The 19,868-nt window shown below is 47.9% G+C and carries 15 protein-coding genes; all 15 read left to right on the plus strand.

The window, feature by feature from the left end; translation table 11 throughout:
- The first annotated feature begins 136 nt into the window (after positions 1-136).
- The 15 genes from ACWGOO_RS06015 (at position 137) to murD (ending at position 19,868) form a co-directional block, all read left to right on the plus strand.
- On the plus strand, positions 137-1,843 hold the full coding sequence (locus ACWGOO_RS06015; protein WP_452481878.1) for a peptide ABC transporter substrate-binding protein: 1,707 nt from the start codon (positions 137-139) through the stop codon (positions 1,841-1,843).
- Positions 1,844-2,035: 192 nt separating this feature from the next.
- Positions 2,036-2,968, plus strand: a complete 933-nt coding sequence (locus tag ACWGOO_RS06020) for an ABC transporter permease (protein ID WP_452481879.1) — start codon at positions 2,036-2,038, stop codon at positions 2,966-2,968.
- A gap of 4 nt (positions 2,969-2,972) precedes the next feature.
- Entirely contained in the window at positions 2,973-3,923 is a 951-nt protein-coding gene (locus ACWGOO_RS06025; protein WP_452481880.1) for an ABC transporter permease, read from the plus strand.
- An 11-nt stretch (positions 3,924-3,934) separates the two neighbouring features.
- A complete protein-coding gene (locus ACWGOO_RS06030; protein WP_452481881.1) occupies positions 3,935-4,879 on the plus strand; it encodes an ABC transporter ATP-binding protein in 945 nt (314 codons plus the stop codon).
- A 124-nt stretch (positions 4,880-5,003) separates the two neighbouring features.
- On the plus strand, positions 5,004-6,635 hold the full coding sequence (gene bshC / locus ACWGOO_RS06035) for a bacillithiol biosynthesis cysteine-adding enzyme BshC (RefSeq protein WP_452481882.1): 1,632 nt from the start codon (positions 5,004-5,006) through the stop codon (positions 6,633-6,635).
- 44 nt (positions 6,636-6,679) lie between these two features.
- Entirely contained in the window at positions 6,680-7,945 is a 1,266-nt protein-coding gene (locus ACWGOO_RS06040; RefSeq protein ID WP_452481883.1) for an adenosylhomocysteinase, read from the plus strand.
- Between the two features lie 335 nt (positions 7,946-8,280).
- Positions 8,281-8,718 carry a division/cell wall cluster transcriptional repressor MraZ gene (gene mraZ, locus ACWGOO_RS06045; RefSeq protein WP_354452357.1) on the plus strand — a complete coding sequence of 146 codons (438 nt, stop codon included), beginning with the start codon at positions 8,281-8,283 and terminating at the stop codon, positions 8,716-8,718.
- 17 nt (positions 8,719-8,735) lie between these two features.
- Positions 8,736-9,686 (plus strand): 16S rRNA (cytosine(1402)-N(4))-methyltransferase RsmH, encoded by a 951-nt coding sequence (gene rsmH, locus ACWGOO_RS06050; RefSeq protein WP_452481884.1) that lies wholly within the window; start codon positions 8,736-8,738, stop codon positions 9,684-9,686.
- Between the two features lie 24 nt (positions 9,687-9,710).
- Positions 9,711-10,079, plus strand: a complete 369-nt coding sequence (locus ACWGOO_RS06055; protein ID WP_452481885.1) for a hypothetical protein — start codon at positions 9,711-9,713, stop codon at positions 10,077-10,079.
- A gap of 76 nt (positions 10,080-10,155) precedes the next feature.
- Positions 10,156-12,504 (plus strand): penicillin-binding transpeptidase domain-containing protein, encoded by a 2,349-nt coding sequence (locus tag ACWGOO_RS06060; protein WP_452481886.1) that lies wholly within the window; start codon positions 10,156-10,158, stop codon positions 12,502-12,504.
- Between the two features lie 83 nt (positions 12,505-12,587).
- On the plus strand, positions 12,588-14,504 hold the full coding sequence (locus ACWGOO_RS06065) for a stage V sporulation protein D (protein ID WP_452481887.1): 1,917 nt from the start codon (positions 12,588-12,590) through the stop codon (positions 14,502-14,504).
- A gap of 56 nt (positions 14,505-14,560) precedes the next feature.
- Positions 14,561-16,048, plus strand: coding sequence for a UDP-N-acetylmuramoyl-L-alanyl-D-glutamate--2,6-diaminopimelate ligase (locus ACWGOO_RS06070; RefSeq protein WP_452481888.1), 1,488 nt, complete (start codon positions 14,561-14,563; stop codon positions 16,046-16,048).
- On the plus strand, positions 16,048-17,451 hold the full coding sequence (locus ACWGOO_RS06075; protein ID WP_452482046.1) for a UDP-N-acetylmuramoyl-tripeptide--D-alanyl-D-alanine ligase: 1,404 nt from the start codon (positions 16,048-16,050) through the stop codon (positions 17,449-17,451). The genes ACWGOO_RS06070 and ACWGOO_RS06075 overlap by 1 nt, the downstream gene beginning before the upstream one ends.
- A 22-nt stretch (positions 17,452-17,473) precedes the next feature.
- Positions 17,474-18,442 carry a phospho-N-acetylmuramoyl-pentapeptide-transferase gene (gene mraY, locus ACWGOO_RS06080; protein WP_014282442.1) on the plus strand — a complete coding sequence of 323 codons (969 nt, stop codon included), beginning with the start codon at positions 17,474-17,476 and terminating at the stop codon, positions 18,440-18,442.
- A 4-nt stretch (positions 18,443-18,446) separates the two neighbouring features.
- The gene (gene murD, locus ACWGOO_RS06085; RefSeq protein ID WP_452481889.1) at positions 18,447-19,868 is read left to right on the plus strand and encodes a UDP-N-acetylmuramoyl-L-alanine--D-glutamate ligase; all 1,422 of its coding nucleotides are present in this window, start codon (positions 18,447-18,449) and stop codon (positions 19,866-19,868) included.

Consider the following 19,868-nt stretch of genomic DNA (forward strand, 5'->3'; position numbering starts at 1 on the left):
AAGGTGCGAATTATAAATTAATCATGTTTTTTTGAAAAAAAAGCTTAAATTTAAGGAATGCAATATAGATTTTTTTGACCGCTGGTTGTATAATCTATAAACACAGACCACTTTAGAACTAGGGGGAAAACACTAGATGAAAAGGAAAAGCTTTTTAGTTCTTTTGGCACTTATTCTTGCAGTTGGCGCACTGCTCGCAGGTTGTGGCTCCAGCAGTAAGAACGAAAACAATGACAAGGGCGCGCAAGAAAATACCTCAACTACACCGGCTCCGGCCGACAAGCAAATTTTGCGCATTAATTTGGCCTCCGAGCCGCCAACATTTGACCCGGCACAAGCTCAGGATAGTCAAACGAACACGGTTCTGAAAACTTTGTATGAAGGTCTTGTACGTATGGGTTCTGATGGCAAAGAAGTCCCTGGCGTAGCTGAATCCTGGAAAATTTCCAATGACGGCAAAACCTATACGTTCAAGCTTCGTGATACTGCAAAATGGAGTAATGGGGACCCGGTCAAAGCAAGTGACTTCGTATTTGCATGGCAACGGGTATTGGATCCTTCCACAGCTCCAGCACCTCCATATGCTTACCAATTGTACTATATCAAAAATGCTAAGGGCTACAACCTGAGCACTTCCAAATCTTTTAAAGGCACTAAAATTACAGACTTCAAAGATGTAGGTGTCAAAGCAGTTGATGACCACACATTGCAAGTAGAGCTGGAACACCCAACTCCTTACTTCCTGGGACTGACTTCTTTCTACACCTTCTATCCTGTAAACCCTTCTGTTAAGGGCAATGATAAGTGGGCGGTCCAGAAAGACAGTATGATCACCAATGGACCTTACACTTTAACAACGTGGGACAGCGGTCAAAAGATCGAAGTTACCAAGAGTGAAAACTATTGGGGTAAAGACCAAATCAAGCTGAACAAAATCACGATGTCCCTGGTAAACAGCGGTGCAACAGAGCTGGCTTCTTACAGAAGGGGACAACTTGATTATGCTGGTATGCCAAACGGTGAAATCCCTACAGACCAAATTCCGGCTGTGAAAAAAGAAATGCCGAATGAGTTTAAGGCTAAAGGGATTGCAAGTACGTATTACTATTTGTTTAACACAACTGAAAAACCATTTAATAATGTTAAAATCCGCAAAGCATTTGCGATGGCTATTCAACGCCAACCGATTGTTGACAGAGTAACATTGGGCGGTCAAATTCCTGCGTACGGCTTTGTACCTCCAGGTATCAAAGGAGTTTCTCAGGAGTTCCGTTCCGAACATAAAGACGATTTCTTCAAAGAAGATTTTACTGAAGCGAAGAAATTGCTTCAAGAAGGTATGAAGGAAGAAGGCGTAACTACACTTCCTCCGGTAACTTTGCTGTACAACTCCAGTGAAGGTCATCAAAAGATTGCTTTGGCAGTCGCTGATATGTGGAAGAAAAACCTTGGTGTGGACATTAAAACCCAAAACCAAGAGTGGGGCGTATTTATTCAAACACGTAACAAGCTGAATTTCCAAATCGCTCGTGGTGGTTGGTCTGCTGACTACAATGATCCAATGACATTCTTGGATATGTGGACAACAGGAAACACTAATAATAATTCTGGCTACGCTAATCCTGCATACGATGCTTTGATTCAAGCTGCTAAGATAGAAACTGATCCAGCAAAACGCATGGAAGATTTTGCGAAAGCGGAGAAAATTCTGGTTCAAGACGATATGGTTATGCTTCCGATCTACTACTATACAAATCCTTCTTTAACGAAACCGAATGTAAAAGGCATCGTGCTTGACTTTAGTGGAGCGATTGATTTCACAAGAGCGTATATTACACAGTAACTAAAGCTCCATTCTGAAGTTTGATAGTTACTTCGGGATATATATGTAGATAACAACCATATATATCCCGTTTTTTTTGCGATAGTCTTTTCCATTATCATGTAGACGTGCAAATAAGTAGTTGGACATTCCAAATCTATCTCGATAAAATCGAGGGTGTCGAAAAAAAATTATGGGGGGTGTAAAAGGGCAATGAAGCGCTATTTGATCAGTAAATTTGTCTATATGCTGCTTTCTTTGTTCATTCTGATCTCTGCGACGTTTTTTCTCATGAAAGCAATTCCGGGTAACCCCTTCATGAGTGAAAAAGCGACTTCTCCTGAGATTCAAGCCCGGTTAATGGAGCAATATGGGCTGGATAAGCCTGTATATGTCCAATATTTTAAATACTTAGGTGATATTGCTTCAGGTGATTTTGGTATTTCCATGAAAAAGCTGAACCAAAGTGTTACTGACATTATTGGGCAAACCTTTTCGGTATCGCTTAAATTGGGCTTTGTTGCCATAATCGTGTCTATTATTGTCGGACTCTTGCTAGGGATGCTTGCAGCCTTGTACCATCGTAGGCTTATTGATAACGTAGCAATGATTATAGCCATTATGGGAATAGCGGTTCCCAGCTTTGTTCTTGCATCGTTGATTCAGTTCTACTTTGCTCAGGAGCTAGGCTGGTTTAATGTTATGGGCTTTGATGGTCCAATGGATTACTTCCTGCCTGTTGTCGCTTTATCCGCTTCGCCAATTGCGTTTATCGCTCGATTAACGCGTTCCAGCATGCTGGAAGTGCTTCATGCAGATTATATCAAGACTGCCAAGGCTAAAGGTTTGAAGCCTGTTACCGTAATGTTCAAACACGTTGTACGTAACGCCATTTTGCCGGTTGTTACCTATGTGGGGCCTATGACAGCAAATATTATTACCGGTTCCGTCGTTATTGAACGTATTTTTGGGATTGGTGGTATCGGTAAAGTGTTCGTAGACAGTATTACGACCCGTGACTATACCATGATTATGGGAGTTACTATTTTTTACGGCATTTTGCTGATGGTGGCACGTTTTATTACTGATATTGCATACGGTTTTATTGATCCACGGATTAAGCTGACCAGCAGGAAGGAGGGATAACTTTATGTCTGTGAAAGACAATGCTGTGAATTTGGAGAAGCTTCAGGTAAAACCGGAAGACTTTCAGAAAATTGGGGCGGATGAGAAGCAGTCTGAAGTTATTCAGCGTGAAAGCTTGTCCGCTTGGCGTGATGCTTGGGAGCGACTTCGTAAAAATAAACTGGCAATGACAAGCCTGAGTGTTCTGTTTCTTATTGTACTTGCTTCGATAGTGGGTCCGATGCTTTCGCCATATGATGACCGCACGAATGATTTGTTAAGCACCAATCTTCCGCCTTCCGCGGAACACTGGTTCGGAACAGATGAATTGGGCCGTGATATGTTTGTACGTACATGGATGGGTGCCCGAATTTCCTTGAGTATCGGTTTGGCCGCAGCAATGATCGACTTGCTGATTGGTGTAATTTATGGTGGAATTATGGGTTACTTTGGTGGCCGTGTAGATGAAATCATGAATAAATTCTCTGAAATTCTGTATTCCATTCCTTATCTGCTTGTTACGATCCTGTTGCTGGTTGTACTGGAACCAAGTATCGCAACGATTATTATTGCGCTCTGTGTGACCGGGTGGATTAACATGTCGTGGATTGTGCGTGGTGAAATGCTACAGCTGAAAAATCGGGAATTCGTGCTTGCTTCCCGCTCGATGGGCGCTGGTTCAGGCCGCCTGCTGTTTCGTCACCTGTTGCCTAACGCTGTGGGCCCAATTATCGTCACACTGACTTTGACGGTTCCAAGTGCGATTTTTTCCGAGGCTTTTCTAAGCTTCTTGGGATTAGGGGTACAGGCTCCTCAAGCGTCGCTGGGTTCAATGATTGAATCAGCTCTGACAGGATGGATGTACTATCCGTGGCGTATGCTTTTCCCGGCAAGTTTGATCAGTTTGATTATGCTTGCGTTCAACCTTTTTGGTGATGGATTGCGTGATGCGCTTGATCCGAAGCTGAAGAAATAGGAGGTGAGACCATGGTGAGTAGCAACAATTTAATTGAGGTTGAAGGTCTAAAAAAGTATTTTAATGTTGGCAAAAACCGTGTGCTCAAAGCGGTGGACAACCTGAATTTTTATATTCGCGAAGGCGAAACCCTAGGTATGGTTGGTGAATCAGGTTGTGGTAAATCTACAGCAGGCCGTACCATTCTTCGCTTATACGAGCCTACAGCAGGTAGCGTACGCTTCAACGGTACGGATATCTACAAATTATCACCAAGTACAATGAAAGCCATGCGCCGTGATATGCAGATGATCTTCCAAGATCCGTATGCATCCTTGAACCCACGCTTTACGGTTTCTGATATTATCGGTGAGGCACTGGATATTCACAATATGGCAGGTAGCCGTACAGAGCGCAAAAAACGGATTGAAGAGTTGCTGGATCTGGTAGGTTTGAATCCGGATCATGCAACCCGTTATCCGCATGAATTTTCCGGTGGTCAGCGTCAACGTATCGGTATTGCCCGCGCACTGGCGGTTAATCCTAAATTCATCATTTGTGATGAGCCGATTTCGGCTCTCGACGTGTCTATTCAGGCTCAGGTTGTCAACCTGTTAAAAGAGCTTCAAGAGCGTCTTGGTCTGACATACCTGTTCATTGCGCATGATCTGTCGATGGTCAAGCATATCAGTGACCGGGTAGCCGTAATGTATATGGGTAAAATGGTTGAGCTTGCAGAAAGCGCGGAGTTGTATGCAAACCCGATCCATCCTTATACGAAAATGCTTTTGTCGGCGGTTCCGATTCCCGATCCGGAAGTGGAAGCCAACAAAAAACGGATTATTATGCCTGGCGATCAAGCCGGCCCCATTCATACAAATGATGCATCCGGCAATAAGTCAGGAGCCTATAACCTGGAAAATGCCAAGCTGATCGAAGTGTCCAAAGGACATTTTGTAGCGGAGCCTTACGCCTGATGTTGTTTTATGCACCAACCGCCGAGCACAAACTTGGCGGTTTTTTTGTGGGAAGCTTTGACGTGGACAAAGGCTTTCGGTACAATCAAGCAGTAAGGTTTTGGTGGAGACAGGAGGCAGACCCATGAGAATAATTCCGGAAGAGCTTCGCGGAGGGTCGGCTTTGGCAGAAGATTACATACAGGGTACAGGACGCGCACGCGATTTGTATGAATATGATGTTCTGCATGCCGATGCTTATGCCCAACGAGCGAAGCGACTGGATGAGACGGAGCATCTGCGATTAAACCGTAAGGATGTCGTAGCATGTCTTCGTATATACAATGAGCAATACAACGCACACGAGGCGGTTCATGCTTCATTGGATCGGCTGGAGAAGCCAGACGCTCTGGTGGTAGTTGGCGGGCAGCAAAGTGGACTGTTCACAGGTCCGATGCTGGTCGTTTACAAAGCTGCTACGATTATTAAGGCGGCCAAGGAAGCGGAGGAACAGCTGGGGCGTCCAGTTATTCCCGTTTTCTGGATTGCGGGTGAGGATCATGACTGGGATGAGGTCAATCATACATATGTAATGGCGAATGACCCGCAAGCAGTCAAAATCAAGCTGGATAAGCAGCCTGAACGTCGTTCTTCGGTTAGTTCCATTAAGGTTGATGCCGCAGAGTGGAAGCAAGCTATGGCTGATATAGAGCAAAGCTTGCCTGACTCAGAGCATAAGGCTGATATTTTGCGTATGATTGAGCATGGTTTCAATGATTCATACGGACTAAGTGAAAGCTTCGCCAAACTGCTGGGACTTCTTTTCGGAGCCTACGGATTAGTGCTGCTGGATTCCGCTGATCCTTCATTGCGCAAGCTGGAGGCATCCGTTTTCCGTCAATTAGTTCAGCACAATGATGAGCTGGAGCAAGCTTACCGGGCGACTGCTGCACGGATTATAGACTACGGCTATCATTTGCAAGCAGATGTGCATGAAGGCGGCGCGAATCTTTTTTATATCCATGAAGAAGAACGCTTGCTGCTGTTCAAGCAAAACGGGCTGTTCACAGATCGCCGCGGTCAGGTGGCATTTACAGTCGAAGAACTGCTCGAAGAGACAGACAGGCACCCGGAACGTTTTAGTAACAATGTCCTAACCCGTCCTCTTATGCAGGACTCATTATTTCCGGTGCTGGCCTCTGTGCTGGGTCTAGGAGAAATTGCCTACTGGGCGATTACACGGGACGCCTTCGGCGTGCTTGGGATGCAAATGCCATTACTGCTGCCACGGATGTCGTTTACGTTGGTAGAGCCAGGTGTGGAAAAGCATATGCTTAAGTACGAATTGAGCTTTGGAGAAGTTAGAGACGGGCTTGAGGAACGGAAAAAGCAATGGATTGTCACCCACGATCAGCTTGGAATGCAGGAACAGTTTGCCGGGGCCAAGGAAGCTTTTGTCCGTATGTACGAACCGCTGATACAGCAGTCCGGCTTGATTGAAAAAGGTTTGCTTCGGCTTGGAGAGACCAACCGTAAGAAGGTTCTGGAACAGATTTCCTATTTGGAAGCAAAAGTTCAGGAAGCACTGTTCCGGCAAAATGAAACAGCGCTTCGTCAATGGGATCGTATCGAGGGGTCACTTTTTCCGTTGGGACAGCCGCAGGAACGGGTGTATACGGTTTATCATTTTCTAAACCGTTACGGCCTCGGCCTGATCGATATGATTATGGATGTGCCGACCGATCTGTCGGGTACGCATCGTGCCATGTATGTATGATTTAGCATGTTAACAGCTACAACCAATATGAAGGAGGAACAAATATGACTTCCCATTCTTTGCAAAACAGCATCGTTCACGATCTTAAACTGGCTCCTGAGGGCCATCTGAAAATTGATTGGGTGGAAGCCCATATGCCGGTATTGAACCGTATACGTCAACAGTTCGAGCAGGAGCAGCCTTTTAAGGGGCTGAAGGTAACCATCTGTCTGCATCTGGAGGCCAAAACGGCCTATCTGGCTAAAGTGGTACAGGCGGGTGGGGCTGAGGTCACGATTACGGGTAGTAATCCGTTGTCCACCCAGGATGATGTTTGCGCAGCATTGGTTGAAGATGGAGTTACGGTTTTGGCTAAATACAATCCGGACCCGGCTGAGTTTAAAAGCTTGCAAATTAAGGCGTTGGAAACGAAGCCGGACCTTATTATTGATGATGGGGGCGACCTGGTTACTCTCTTGCAATCCGAACGCCCTGATCTGATTTCTACTATCCGTGGTGGGGCGGAGGAAACGACTACCGGGATTATCCGCTTGAAGGCGCTCGAAAAAGAGGGTCAACTCCACTTCCCGATGGTGGCCGTTAATGATGCTTACTGCAAATATCTGTTCGACAATCGTTATGGTACTGGGCAGTCAGCATTCGACGGCATTATTCGCACAACCAACCTGGTTGTGGCAGGTAGCACGGTCGTCGTGGTGGGTTATGGCTGGTGTGGCAAAGGGGTTGCAATGCGTGCGAAGGGGCTGGGAGCCAACGTGGTCGTAACCGAAGTTGATCCAATCAAGGCAGTAGAAGCGCATATGGATGGTTTTCATGTGTTGCCGATGGTGGAAGCGGCCAAGCTGGGTGACTTCTTCATTACGGTGACTGGCAACAAAGCCGTAATTACGGGAGAGCACTTTGATGTCATGAAGGACGGGGCTGTGCTGTGTAATGCGGGGCATTTTGATGTGGAGGTTAGCAAGCCTGAGCTTGCCAAACGTTCCGAATCCATCCGGACGGTGCGTCGCAACATTGAGGAGTACCGCTTCAAGGATGGACGTAAAATGTATTTGCTGGCAGAAGGACGCCTCGTGAATTTGGCTGCGGCGGATGGTCATCCTGCGGAAATTATGGATACCACGTTTGCACTTCAGGCGCTTGGCTTGAAATATGTGAACGATCGTTATAATGAGCTGGGCAAATCTGTAATTAATGTACCTTATGAAATTGATGAGCAGGTAGCCCGCTTCAAGCTGGATAGCCTGGGAATCAAGATTGATTCTTTAACAGAAGACCAAAAGGTCTATCTGGATAGCTGGAATGCATAACTTGAGCATTGCCGGTCACGATTGCCGGGTTCAAAGGTTTTAACGTGTAACACAGGTGTTTGTATAGGTTGGCATGATGAATCAGACTAAGCCCTTTATTTTCATGTTGTTTCGAAACCTGATGTATATTGTCGGGAGTTCGTCTTCATGGAATAAGGGGCTTTTTGACGTGTTATGATACGTGGCAACAATAACCGACATCACCGTATGAATTTGTCGTTTATCACTTTTTGGAAATGTAAAGAAGGTCTTTGATTTTTTAAAGCGAATCTATTATGCTTAGGTGGTGGAAAGTGGGCCAAAGTGGGAGAATGGGGTAAGGGGTGACGAAACCAATGTTTATGGGGGAGTTCCAACATAGCATTGATGAGAAGGGTCGACTTACTGTTCCGGCCAAGTTTCGTGAACTTCTCGGTGCCTCGTTCGTGGTTACCCGCGGTCTGGACCAATGCCTCTTCGTGTATCCCATGGATGAGTGGGCTGTCATGGAGAAAAAACTTAAAGCACTGCCTTTGATGAAGGCCGATGCGCGGGCGTTTACCCGGTTTTTTTTCTCGGGCGCGACTGAATGCGAATTGGACAAACAGGGCAGGGTAAATTTACCGGGGAATTTGTGCGAATACGCCAAGCTTACCAAAGAGTGCGTCGTATTGGGAGTGTCCACCCGGGTAGAGATTTGGAGCAAGCACACATGGAAGCAATATTTCAGCCAATCAGAAGAAGCATTTAACGACATTGCTGAGAAATTGGTTGATTTCAACTTTGAATTGTAATTTAGGAGGTCAGCCGTTTGTTTCACCACATTACCGTACTCAAGGAAGAAGCAACACAGGCACTAAACATCAGGCAGGACGGAATCTATGTGGACTGCACGTTGGGAGGGGCAGGACATAGTTCCGTCATTGCGTCACAGCTTGGCCCTGAGGGAAGGCTGATTGCCTTTGATCAGGATGACTGGGCATTGAACAATGCGCGCGAGAAGCTGTCGGCCTACGAAGGAAAGATTTCATTGGTGAAATCCAACTTTCGCCACTTGCAGGACAGGCTGGCCGAACTGGGATTGCCCGAAAAAGACGGCGTCCCGCAGGTCCAGGGTATTTTGTTCGATCTGGGTGTGTCCTCGCCCCAGTTCGATGAGGGAGAGCGGGGATTCAGCTACAATCACGATGCGCCGCTTGATATGCGGATGGATCAGAGTAGCTCGCTGACGGCTTGCGAGATTGTCAATGAATGGCCGGAGGCAGAGATTGCGCGTATTTTGTTTCACTACGGAGAAGAGAAGTTTTCACGCCGGATCGCGAAGATTATGGTTGAACGTCGAAAAAACAAGCCTATTCACACAACAGGGGAACTTGTCGATATTATCAAAGAAGGAATTCCGGCTGCGGCACGCAGAACCGGGGGACATCCGGCCAAACGCAGCTTTCAGGCCTTGCGAATTGCTGTGAATGATGAGTTGGGTGCACTGGAAGATACTTTGCATCAGGCAGTAAAATGTCTGGCTCCAGGGGGCAGAATTTCGGTCATTACGTTCCATTCTCTGGAGGATCGGATATGCAAGCATATTTTCAAGGAGTATTTGGCGAAAAGCATCTATCCATCTGATTTGCCTATTTTGGAGGACAAAATGATAGGCGATCTGAAGCTGGTGAATCGTAAGCCGATTGTGGCGTCAGAGCAGGAATTAGAGCTTAATCCACGATCCCGGTCAGCCAAGCTGAGAGTTGCCGAAAAATTGTAAATTTAATGGAGAAGGAGAGGCGACATGGCTTATACACGCGGTAATTTGGCTGTAAAAGAAAAAGCCCGTCAGGAACAGGTTCAGCAACAACGGTATCGTGAAACCACCAAAGTCGTTACACGCCGCAGAGAGCTGCCGATTCGGGAAAAGCTGCTGTATCTTTTGACACTTGTAATGTGCATTGTCATTGCTGGTATAATGATTGGCAGGTACGCGCACATTTATCAAATCAATTATTCGATTAATACAGCGAGCAAGGACATTTCGAAATTACAGACCAATATCGCCCAACTGAAAATTCAGAAGGAACGGCTGGAAAATCAGATTGTACCTACGGCAAAGGAACAGGGATATATCGAGCCGACGAGAGAACCCATTCGTGTGGAAAAGTAGGCTGCCAAATAGTTAGTTAGGGGCATAGCCTTAAGCTATGCTCTGACGTATATTTTTTTGCAGAGAGGTTTGAGCTATGGCCAAAAGAATAAAGCTTCGCACACTGCTGATAGGGGGATGTATTACCCTCTTTTTTCTTGTTCTACTACTTAAGGTATTTTGGATTCAGGTCGTGAGCGGGGAATACTGGCATAATCAGGTAGTTACGCAGGTGGAAAGAGACCAGGTGATCCAGCCCAAGCGCGGAACGATTACGGATCGCAATGGAAATGTACTGGCTACAGATGCTCCTGCTTATACGGTAGTGGTCAACCCGAGCATCATTCAGAAATATAATCTGGAAAACGAGGTCGTAGCCAAACTGCATCAGTTGCTCAAAACACCTGAGGACGAACTGAGAAAGCATCTTTCGGCCAAGGACAAAGACGGTAACTATTTAAAAAACCGCGAGATCCGTAACGGAGGCTGGAAAGTAGATCCTGAGGTCAAAGCACAGGTGGGCACGTTCAAAGAATATTTAAAGGATAAGTATGAAGTGATTGGAGCTGTGGATACGGTTCAGGAATCTAAACGCTATTATCCGGAAAATAAGCTTGCTTCTCATGTTCTTGGCTATCTACGAAAAGACGGCACAGCAGGCATGGGGTTGGAAGCCTATTATAATAAAGAACTCTCGGGCACGGCCGGAAAGCTTCTTTATCAGCGGGATCGAAAGGGAGTTCCTCTTCAGGGAACGGAGAGCATCTATGAACCGGCACAAAATGGTAAGAATTTAAAGCTGACGATTGATGACACGGTTCAGTATTATATAGAGGACGCTATGCAGGAAGCTATTGCAACATACAATCCGAAAACGATGACGGTTGTAGCGGCAGATCCCAAAACGATGGATGTTCTCGGTATGGCGAGTTACCCGAATTTTAATCCCAATACATATGGGAATGCACCTTTGGAGTATTTTCGTAATAATGCTACTCAGTCTATCTACGAGCCGGGTTCTACGTTTAAGATTGTAACCTTGGCTGCCGCGGTTCAGGAAAAGGTATTTAATCCGAATGAAACCTACCAGTCTGGTATGGTTAGAGTCGGAGGCTGGGATATTCGTGACGTGAGTCGAAATTGGGGAACGTTAACCTATCTTCAAGGGGTCAAGCGTTCAAGTAACGTCGGCTTCGTCCATTTGGGGCTAGATAAGCTGGGTGGCGAAAAACTGAAGAAATATATTGATAACTTTGGATTTGGTGTGAAAACAGGTATTGATCTTCCGAGTGAGTCTAGCGGAGCTATTACATTCCATACCCAATACAAATCGGAAGTCGCAACGGCTGCATTTGGACATGGACGTGTTCAGGTAACGCCAATCCAGCAGGTAGCGGCTATCTCGGCAATTGCTAACGGTGGTAAGTTGATGCAACCTCATCTGGTGAAGGAAATTACGAACCCGGATACGGGGGAAGTACAGACGATTCAACCGAAGGAAGTCCGCCAGGTGATTTCGCAGGAATCGGCAGTGCAGACTAGCAGTTATCTGGAGCAGGTCGTGTCTGACCAAGAAATTGGAACCGGGCGTCTTGCTTATATTGATGGGTACCGTGTTGCTGGTAAAACAGGTACAGCGACGAAAGTTGTGGGCAAAGTGTATGACCATTCGAAGGATGTCGTGTCATTTATTGGCTTTGCACCTGTGAATGATCCGAAAATAGCTGTTCTGGTTGTTATGGACGAACCTAACAAATCGGTAGGTGGCGGGACGGCAGCAGCCCCTGTGTTCAAAAAAATCGTATCCCAGTCGCTGCAATATATGGGAGTTCCCAAAACAGGAGCCAAAGTGAATAAATCAGACAGTGCTGCTATGAAAACGGTGAATCTGCTGACGGTGCCGCAATTAACCGGTCAGGTGAAGAAGGATGCACAAAACGCATTGCTCAAACAAGGGATTGCCTATGAAACGGTCGGCAAAGGCTCCAAAATTGTTCGCCAGTATCCGGAGGCAGGTGTCAAAATGAAGCCGGGACAACGCATTTATTTGCTGACGGAAGATAGTGCCAATATGACCATTCCCGACTTTACAGGCGTCTCGTTGCGTGACACGCTGCAAGTGTTGACACTCATGAAGGTGGGCGTTCAGGTAAGCGGCGAAGGATATGTTGTCTCGCAAAAGGCACAAATGGTGAGTGGCAAGCGGATCGTCAGTGTGACGCTCCAGCCGGCCAAAGAAACCGTGACCGGAGTAAAGCCGGAGGAAACACCTGACTCGACTACCGGCGTAGCAACTAACCAAACTGGCAGTACAGCGAAAACGAATACCGATACACAAACCGATACCACTGCGAGTGCAAGCTCAAGCGGGGAGACTTCCAAGGGTGGGGTCTCCGCTGTAGCCGATGAAAAAAGTGCGGCTGCGATTAAAGATGAGGATAACTGATAGCTTGTTCTAACGTCCGTTTTTTTGAATATTCATGAGGTAAGACATGTCATGATTATTTGGAGGAACGGAGGGGAGCGCGTTTGAAGAAATCTAACGTGACCATGCGGCGCAGGCTGGTATGGGGGCTGCTGGGATTGTTTATACTATTTGCAGCCTTATCGGTCCGGCTCGCCTATGTTCAATTGGGTAAGGGAGGCGAACTCTCGGCCAAGGCCGAGGAATCGTGGCGCCGAAATATACCTTTTGCCGCCAAACGCGGCGAAATTTTGGATCGGCAGGGTACGGCGCTGACCTATAATGTCACTTCGCCGACAGTCATGGCGATACCGGTGCAGATTAAGGAGCCGGAAGAAACGGCGCGCAGGCTGGCGCCCTTGCTAGATATGAGCGAGGATAAAGTGCTCAAGCTGATTACCAAACGAACAGCAAGCCAAAAACTTCAGCCCGGCGGACGAAAAATTACGATGGAGAAAGCGCAGCAAATTCGTGATTTGAAGCTGCCGGGTATCGTTGTTGCTGAAGACAACAAACGTTATTATCCTTATGGCGATTTGGCGGCTCATATTCTCGGGTTTACGGGAATTGATAATCAAGGGTTGACGGGAGTAGAGAAAAAGAACAACAGCAAGCTTCGCGGTATTGACGGAAGCATTGCGTATCTATCCGATGCAGGTGGTCGCTTGATGCCCGGTTCTTCTGAGAAGTACGTTGAACCAAAGGATGGTCTGAACTTGCAACTGACCATTGATAAGTCTGTACAGTCTATCATGGAACGGGAGCTTGATCAGGCTATGGTCAAATTCCAGGCCAATTCCGCGTTGGCCATCGCAATGAACCCCAAGAATGGTGAAATATTGGGCATGGCCGGGCGACCAGGCTATGAGCCTGCGCTATACAAACAATATGCGCCTGAAATTTACAATCGAAATCTGCCGATTTGGATGACATATGAACCAGGCTCTACTTTTAAAATTATTACTTTGGCCGCTGCATTGGAAGAAAAGAAGGTCAATCTCAAAGACGATCGCTTTTTCGATCCGGGATACATTGAAGTTGGTGGGGCTCGCCTGCGCTGCTGGAAAAAAGGGGGCCACGGCAGCGAGACCTTCCTTCAAGTCGTGGAAAACTCTTGTAATCCAGGCTTTGTAACACTGGGTCAGCGTCTAGGTAAGGAATCGCTGTTCAAGTATATTCGCAATTTTGGGTTCGGCAGCAAAACGGGCATTGACATGATTGGCGAAGGAAATGGTATTTTATTTAAATTACCCCAGGTAGGACCGGTAGAGCTGGCGACAACTGCCTTTGGTCAAGGGGTATCTGTCACTCCGATTCAGCAGGTGACGGCTGTGTCGGCTGCGATCAATGGCGGCAATCTGTATAAACCTCACATTACAAAAGGCTGGATTCAACCAGAGACAGGCAAGGTACTGGAAAAAGCAGAGCCTGAACTGGTGCGCAGAGTCGTTTCAGAGGATACCTCCCGACAGGTGAGGGAAGCGTTGGAGAGCGTCGTTGCCAAAGGCACGGGCCGTCCCGCTTTTATTGAGGGTTACAGGGTAGGTGGTAAAACAGGCACGGCGCAAAAGGTGATCAACGGACGTTACTCTTCCTCGGAGCATATTGTATCCTTTATCGGTTTTGCCCCGGCGGATGATCCGCAAATTGTCGTCTATACCGCTGTGGATAATCCAAAGGGCATTCAATTCGGCGGAGTAGTCGCTGCGCCAATCGTGCAAAATATTTTGCGGGATTCGCTGCTTGCTCTGAAAATACCACCTCGTACTAATCAGATTGCCAAGGAATACAAGTACGGGGAAAACCGAATGGATACGGTGCCGGACTTGGTAGGTGCCACTGTAGCAGATTTATACGAAGATATGAATATGAACTTTATGCTCGTAAAATCCGGGTCAGGCAAGTTGGTTGTCAGTCAGGCACCGAAACCAGGCTCCCGGCTGGAGCGGGGATCAACAATCCGTATATATATGGGGGATTGATAGGTTCTTTTTATACCCATACTATGATTAACGAGAGAGCAATGGAGGAATGAAAGATGGAGCTTCAACAATTGGCTTCACTGCTGGCCGCCTCCCGCATTGTGGGGGACGGTACTGTGGACTGCCGAGGAATCGGGGCGGACTCACGCCGGGTACAGCAGGGAGATTTATTTCTGTGTCTGCCCGGTTTTACGGTTGACGGACACGATTATGCGCAGCAGGCAGTTGCATCCGGGGCGGCAGCATTGGTTGTGGAACGGGAATTAAATGTATCTGTGCCACAACTTATAGTCAAGGATGCCAGGTACGCAATGGCGGTTTTGGCGGATTATATGTTTGGTTCACCGAGCCGCCGCATGCGCATGATCGGCGTAACCGGAACGAATGGCAAAACAACAATAACTTATCTAATTGAAAAAATCTTGAACGATGCCGGAGTGAACACTGGACTGATCGGCACTATTCAAATGTGTTACGGTGGTCAGTCCTATCCTATGTCCGGTACCACACCCGAGGCGGTAGAGCTGCAACGCTATCTTGGCAATATGGTGGAACAAGGTGTCCAATGTTGTGCGATGGAGGTATCCTCACATGCGCTGGAGCAAGGGCGGGTGAAAGGAACTGATTTTCGTACCGCTATATTTACGAACCTGACGCAGGATCATCTGGACTACCATAACACGATGGAGGAGTACCGTGCGGCCAAAGGGCTGTTATTTTCCCGGCTGGGGAATACCTTCTCGCGGGATGCGTCGGACAGTAAATATGCTGTTCTGAATGCGGATGACCCGGCCTCATCCTATTTTCAGGCCATAACTGCGGCTCAAGTGATTACATATGGTGTGGAAAAGAAATCGGATGTGCAGGCATCCCATATCGTTGTGGGTGCCAAGGGAACATCCTTCCATGTCTCTACTTTTAAAGGAGATACCGATATTGAGCTGCGAATGGTGGGCAAGTTCAATGTGTATAACGCATTGGCAGCCATCACAGCCGCTTTACTGGAAGGAGTGCCTCTGGCTGATATCAAGCAGAGCCTTGAGTCCATAGCAGGTGTAGATGGGCGGGTAGAGCCTGTAGACGCAGGTCAGCCATTTGCGGTTATCGTGGACTATGCCCATACACCGGATGGACTGGAAAATGTGCTTCGCACCGTTAAGGAGTTTGCAGTTGGAAAAGTATGGTGTGTTTTTGGGTGCGGCGGGGACCGGGATCGTACGAAACGTCCTTTGATGGGGAAAATTGCTGCTCAATACAGCGATCATGCTTTTATTACCTCGGATAATCCGCGGACAGAGGACCCGCAAGCCATTTTGAAAGACATTGAGCAAGGGCTGATTAACGAAGGTATACCTGCAGAACGCTACGAGCTGATTATAGATCGTAGAGCTGCTATTCATAAAGCTGTTGAAATGGCAAGCCCTGACGATGTAGTATTGATTGCGGGAAAAGGTCATGAGACCTACCAGTTAATCGGAAAAACGGTGCATGAATTCGATGACCGCATCGTAGCCAAAGAAGCGATAAGGGGTTTATTCAAGTGATGAAAAGAACAATCGGTCAAATCGCCTCCATGAGCGGGGGAACGCTTCACATAGAGGCGGACGCTGAACGAATGATTGAGGGCGTTTTTACAGATTCACGCAAGCCGCAGGCCCAGGGACTGTTCGTTCCACTCACGGGTGAACGGTTTGACGGGCATGATTATGTGCAGCAGATTGTGAGCGGAGAAGGCGCAGCTGCTTTTTTATGGCAAAAGGATCACGGTGCACCTCCGGCAGGAAATGCGATTGAAGTAGATGATACTTTGACGGCCCTCCAGCGTCTTGCGGCCGCATATTTGCGGGAGACGGGTGTATCTGTCGTAGGGATTACTGGAAGCAACGGCAAAACGACGACAAAAGACATCGTCAACGCTCTGTTAGGTACGACCTTTAAAGTACACAAAACCGAAGGGAATTATAACAACCATATCGGTCTGCCTTTAACCGTGCTGTCCATGCCGCAGGATGCGGACATCCTCATTTTGGAGATGGGTATGAGTGGACGCGGGGAAATCCGCCTGTTGACTGATATTGCCCAGCCTGATGTAGCGGTCATTACGAACATTGGCGAAGCGCATTTGCTCCAGCTCGGTTCCCGTGCGGAAATTGCACGTGCAAAGCTGGAAATCGTCAGCGGTCTCAAACCCGGCGGCTTGCTGATTTACAATGGAGATGAACCGCTATTGCCGCAAGTGCTTGCGGAGCCCGAAACGGTTAAGCCTGACGGCTTAAAGCTGTTCACGTTCGGTATGTCTGCGGATAACGATGATTATCCAACTGGAATAAATACGAATGGAGTAGGCAGTTTGTTCACGACGGCCCAATCCGGCAAGGATGTTTTCCGGCTTCCATTGCTTGGGCAGCACAATGTTGTGAACGGTTTGGCAGCACTGGCGGTAGCGCGTCATTTTGGGGTGGATGCAGACCATGTGCGCGAAGGGCTGTCGGCTTTGAAATTGACAGGCATGCGCATTGAGGTCGTGAGCTGCCCCAATGGGCTTACCGTGCTGAACGATGCTTATAACGCCAGTCCGGCTTCAATGAAAGCCGCAATTCAGACGTTATCCGGTTACGAAACGAAGGGACGTAAAATCGCCGTGCTTGGCGATATGCTGGAACTGGGTCCCGAGGAAAAGCAATTCCACGAGGAAATTGGGCTTTTTGCAGCGAAACATGACGTAGACGTGCTGTTCACCTACGGTGTGTTGGGCGCGTCCATTGCGCATGGAGCGCAAGCGTCCATGCCGTCTGATGACGTACATGCTTATGAGGATAAGCAAAAACTGATTCAGGATCTGCAAGCTTACCTTCGTGCCGATGATATCGTACTGGTTAAGGCATCCCGAGGGATGCGACTGGAAGAAATTGTGGATACGCTGAAAAACGGTCTGCTACAGAAATGATGTTGACGAGAGGAAGACTCCCATGGATATCCAATTATTACTGCTGACGATCGTCGTATCGTTTATACTGGCGGTCATTGCCGCTCCAATACTCATTCCGTTGCTGCGGCGAATGAAATTCGGCCAGCAGGTCCGGGATGACGGGCCACAAAGCCATCTTAAAAAGACGGGTACGCCTACTATGGGCGGAATCGTTATTCTGGTGGCTTTTACGCTGACCTTTCTAAAGTTTTCGGCGATAAAAAATACGGACTTTTACGTTCTGCTGGTCGCTACGCTTGGTTTTGGGCTGATCGGCTTCTTGGACGACTATATCAAAATTGTATTCAAGCGTTCGCTCGGACTGACTGCCCGTCAAAAACTATTCGGGCAATTGCTGTTCAGCGGGATCATGTGCTGGCTTCTGATTAGCAATGATCACAGCACTGCCATCGGCATACCGGGAACTTCCTGGTCGTTTGATTGGAGTGGCTGGTTCTATTATCCGTTCATCGTCATTATGATGCTGGCGATTAGCAACGCCGTCAACTTCACAGATGGGCTGGACGGGCTGCTGTCCGGTACCAGTGCGATTGCCTTCGGTGCTTATGCCATCGTAGCGATTCAAGCAACCTCGCTTCCGGCTGCAGTTTGCTCAGCGGCCATGATAGGTGCTGTACTTGGCTTTCTTGTATACAACGCGCATCCGGCCAAGGTATTTATGGGCGATACAGGCTCGCTGGGAATCGGAGGCGCTATAGGTGCTATCGCTATCGTCACCAAAAGCGAAATTTTGTTCATTATTATTGGTGGTGTATTTGTAATTGAAATGCTGTCCGTAGTTTTGCAGGTAGCTTCCTTTAAAACACGAGGCAAACGCATTTTCAAAATGAGCCCGATTCATCATCACTTCGAGCTGTCCGGCTGGTCCGAATGGCGCGTAGTTATTACATTCTGGGCTGTAGGACTGCTGCTGGCAGGACTCGGACTTTATCTCAACAAGGGGTTGTAGACAAATGAACCATCCAGACACATACCGAGATCAAGAGGTCGTTATTATAGGCCTGGCCAAAAGTGGCGTGCAAGTCGCCAAGGTACTGCACCAGGCCGGGGCGAAGCTGATAGTCAATGATAAAAAAGACAGGGAACAGTGTCCCGAAGCTTCTGAATTAGAGGCTTTGGGAATTTCCGTTTTATGCGGCAGTCACCCGGAAGGGCTAATTCATGCGGGAGTGAAGCTGGTTGTCAAAAATCCGGGTATTCCTTATACGGCCCCGCCAGTGCAGAAAGCTGTAGAACTGGGCATTGAGGTCGTGACCGAGGTCGAGGTCGCCTATCATCTATGCAAAGCGCCGATGATCGGGATTACTGGCTCGAATGGGAAAACGACCACGACTACTTGGGTAGGTAAGCTGTTAGAGGCATCCGGCATGAAGCCGATCGTGGCTGGTAATATTGGCACGCCATTATGTGAGGCCGCTGCGGATGCCAGATCGGACGAGTGGATGGTGGTAGAGCTGAGCAGTTTTCAGTTAAAAGGAACAAAGGATTTCAAACCTGATGTAGCCTGCTTGCTGAACGTGGCTGAAACCCATCTGGATTATCATGGTGATATGGAGGATTATGTTGCGTCCAAGGCGCGTCTGTTTGCCAATCAAACGGCAACTGATATTGCGGTATTGAACTGGGATGATCCTGTTTGTCGGGAGCTTGTGCCCTATATCAAAGCGAGGCTGCTCCCGTTCTCGATGACGGAACGCTTGCAGGAAGGGTTGTTCGCTGACCCGCCATACATACCGGATGTGACGGATGACATCGAACGCAGCATCGTATATCGCGATGCGAGTGGTGTGGTGCATCCGATTGTAGGCGTAGCCGAGATTGGTCTTCCGGGCCGCTTTAATGTGGAAAATGCCCTTGCCGCTTGCGCGATTGCTATTGCCACAGGAGCGGAGCCGTCTGGATTGGCTGAACCGCTAAGCGCTTTTCGTGGAGTGGAGCATCGGCTCGAATATGTTGGAGAACATGCCGGAGCGGCTTATTACAACAATTCCAAAGCCACCAATTCCAAAGCGACGATGATGGCGCTGTCTTCCTTTAAGCAACCCATTGTATTGATTGCTGGAGGATTGGACCGTGGTTCGGATTATGCGGAGCTCGTACCGTCCTTGCAGGAGAGTGTAAAGGCTGTTGTGCTGCTGGGCGAGACACGGCATAAGCTGGCAGACCGGGCTCGTCAGGCTGGAATAGAGCAAGTCGAGGTCGTCGATAATGGGGAGGACGCCGCCGCTACGCTCGTGGAGGCTGTGAACAAGGCTGCTAAACTTGCTGAGCAGGGAGATGTTGTATTGCTCTCACCAGCGTGCGCAAGCTGGGATATGTTCCGGTCCTATGAAGAGCGTGGACGTATTTTTAAAGAGGCGGCGCATAAATTGTAA

This window comes from Paenibacillus sp. NPDC055715, assembly GCF_053617595.1.

Bases quoted from the DNA above. Each gene is read 5' to 3' on its own strand.
- ACWGOO_RS06015 (WP_452481878.1), top strand. From the start codon at position 137: ATGAAAAGGAAAAGCTTTTTAGTTCTTTTGGCACTTATTCTTGCAGTT.
- ACWGOO_RS06060 (WP_452481886.1), top strand. From the start codon at position 10,156: ATGGCCAAAAGAATAAAGCTTCGCACACTGCTGATAGGGGGATGTATT.
- ACWGOO_RS06025 (WP_452481880.1), top strand. From the start codon at position 2,973: ATGTCTGTGAAAGACAATGCTGTGAATTTGGAGAAGCTTCAGGTAAAA.
- murD (WP_452481889.1), top strand. From the start codon at position 18,447: ATGAACCATCCAGACACATACCGAGATCAAGAGGTCGTTATTATAGGC.
- mraZ (WP_354452357.1), top strand. From the start codon at position 8,281: ATGTTTATGGGGGAGTTCCAACATAGCATTGATGAGAAGGGTCGACTT.
- bshC (WP_452481882.1), top strand. From the start codon at position 5,004: ATGAGAATAATTCCGGAAGAGCTTCGCGGAGGGTCGGCTTTGGCAGAA.
- ACWGOO_RS06040 (WP_452481883.1), top strand. From the start codon at position 6,680: ATGACTTCCCATTCTTTGCAAAACAGCATCGTTCACGATCTTAAACTG.
- ACWGOO_RS06055 (WP_452481885.1), top strand. From the start codon at position 9,711: ATGGCTTATACACGCGGTAATTTGGCTGTAAAAGAAAAAGCCCGTCAG.
- mraY (WP_014282442.1), top strand. From the start codon at position 17,474: ATGGATATCCAATTATTACTGCTGACGATCGTCGTATCGTTTATACTG.
- ACWGOO_RS06070 (WP_452481888.1), top strand. From the start codon at position 14,561: ATGGAGCTTCAACAATTGGCTTCACTGCTGGCCGCCTCCCGCATTGTG.
- ACWGOO_RS06075 (WP_452482046.1), top strand. From the start codon at position 16,048: ATGAAAAGAACAATCGGTCAAATCGCCTCCATGAGCGGGGGAACGCTT.
- ACWGOO_RS06020 (WP_452481879.1), top strand. From the start codon at position 2,036: ATGAAGCGCTATTTGATCAGTAAATTTGTCTATATGCTGCTTTCTTTG.
- ACWGOO_RS06030 (WP_452481881.1), top strand. From the start codon at position 3,935: ATGGTGAGTAGCAACAATTTAATTGAGGTTGAAGGTCTAAAAAAGTAT.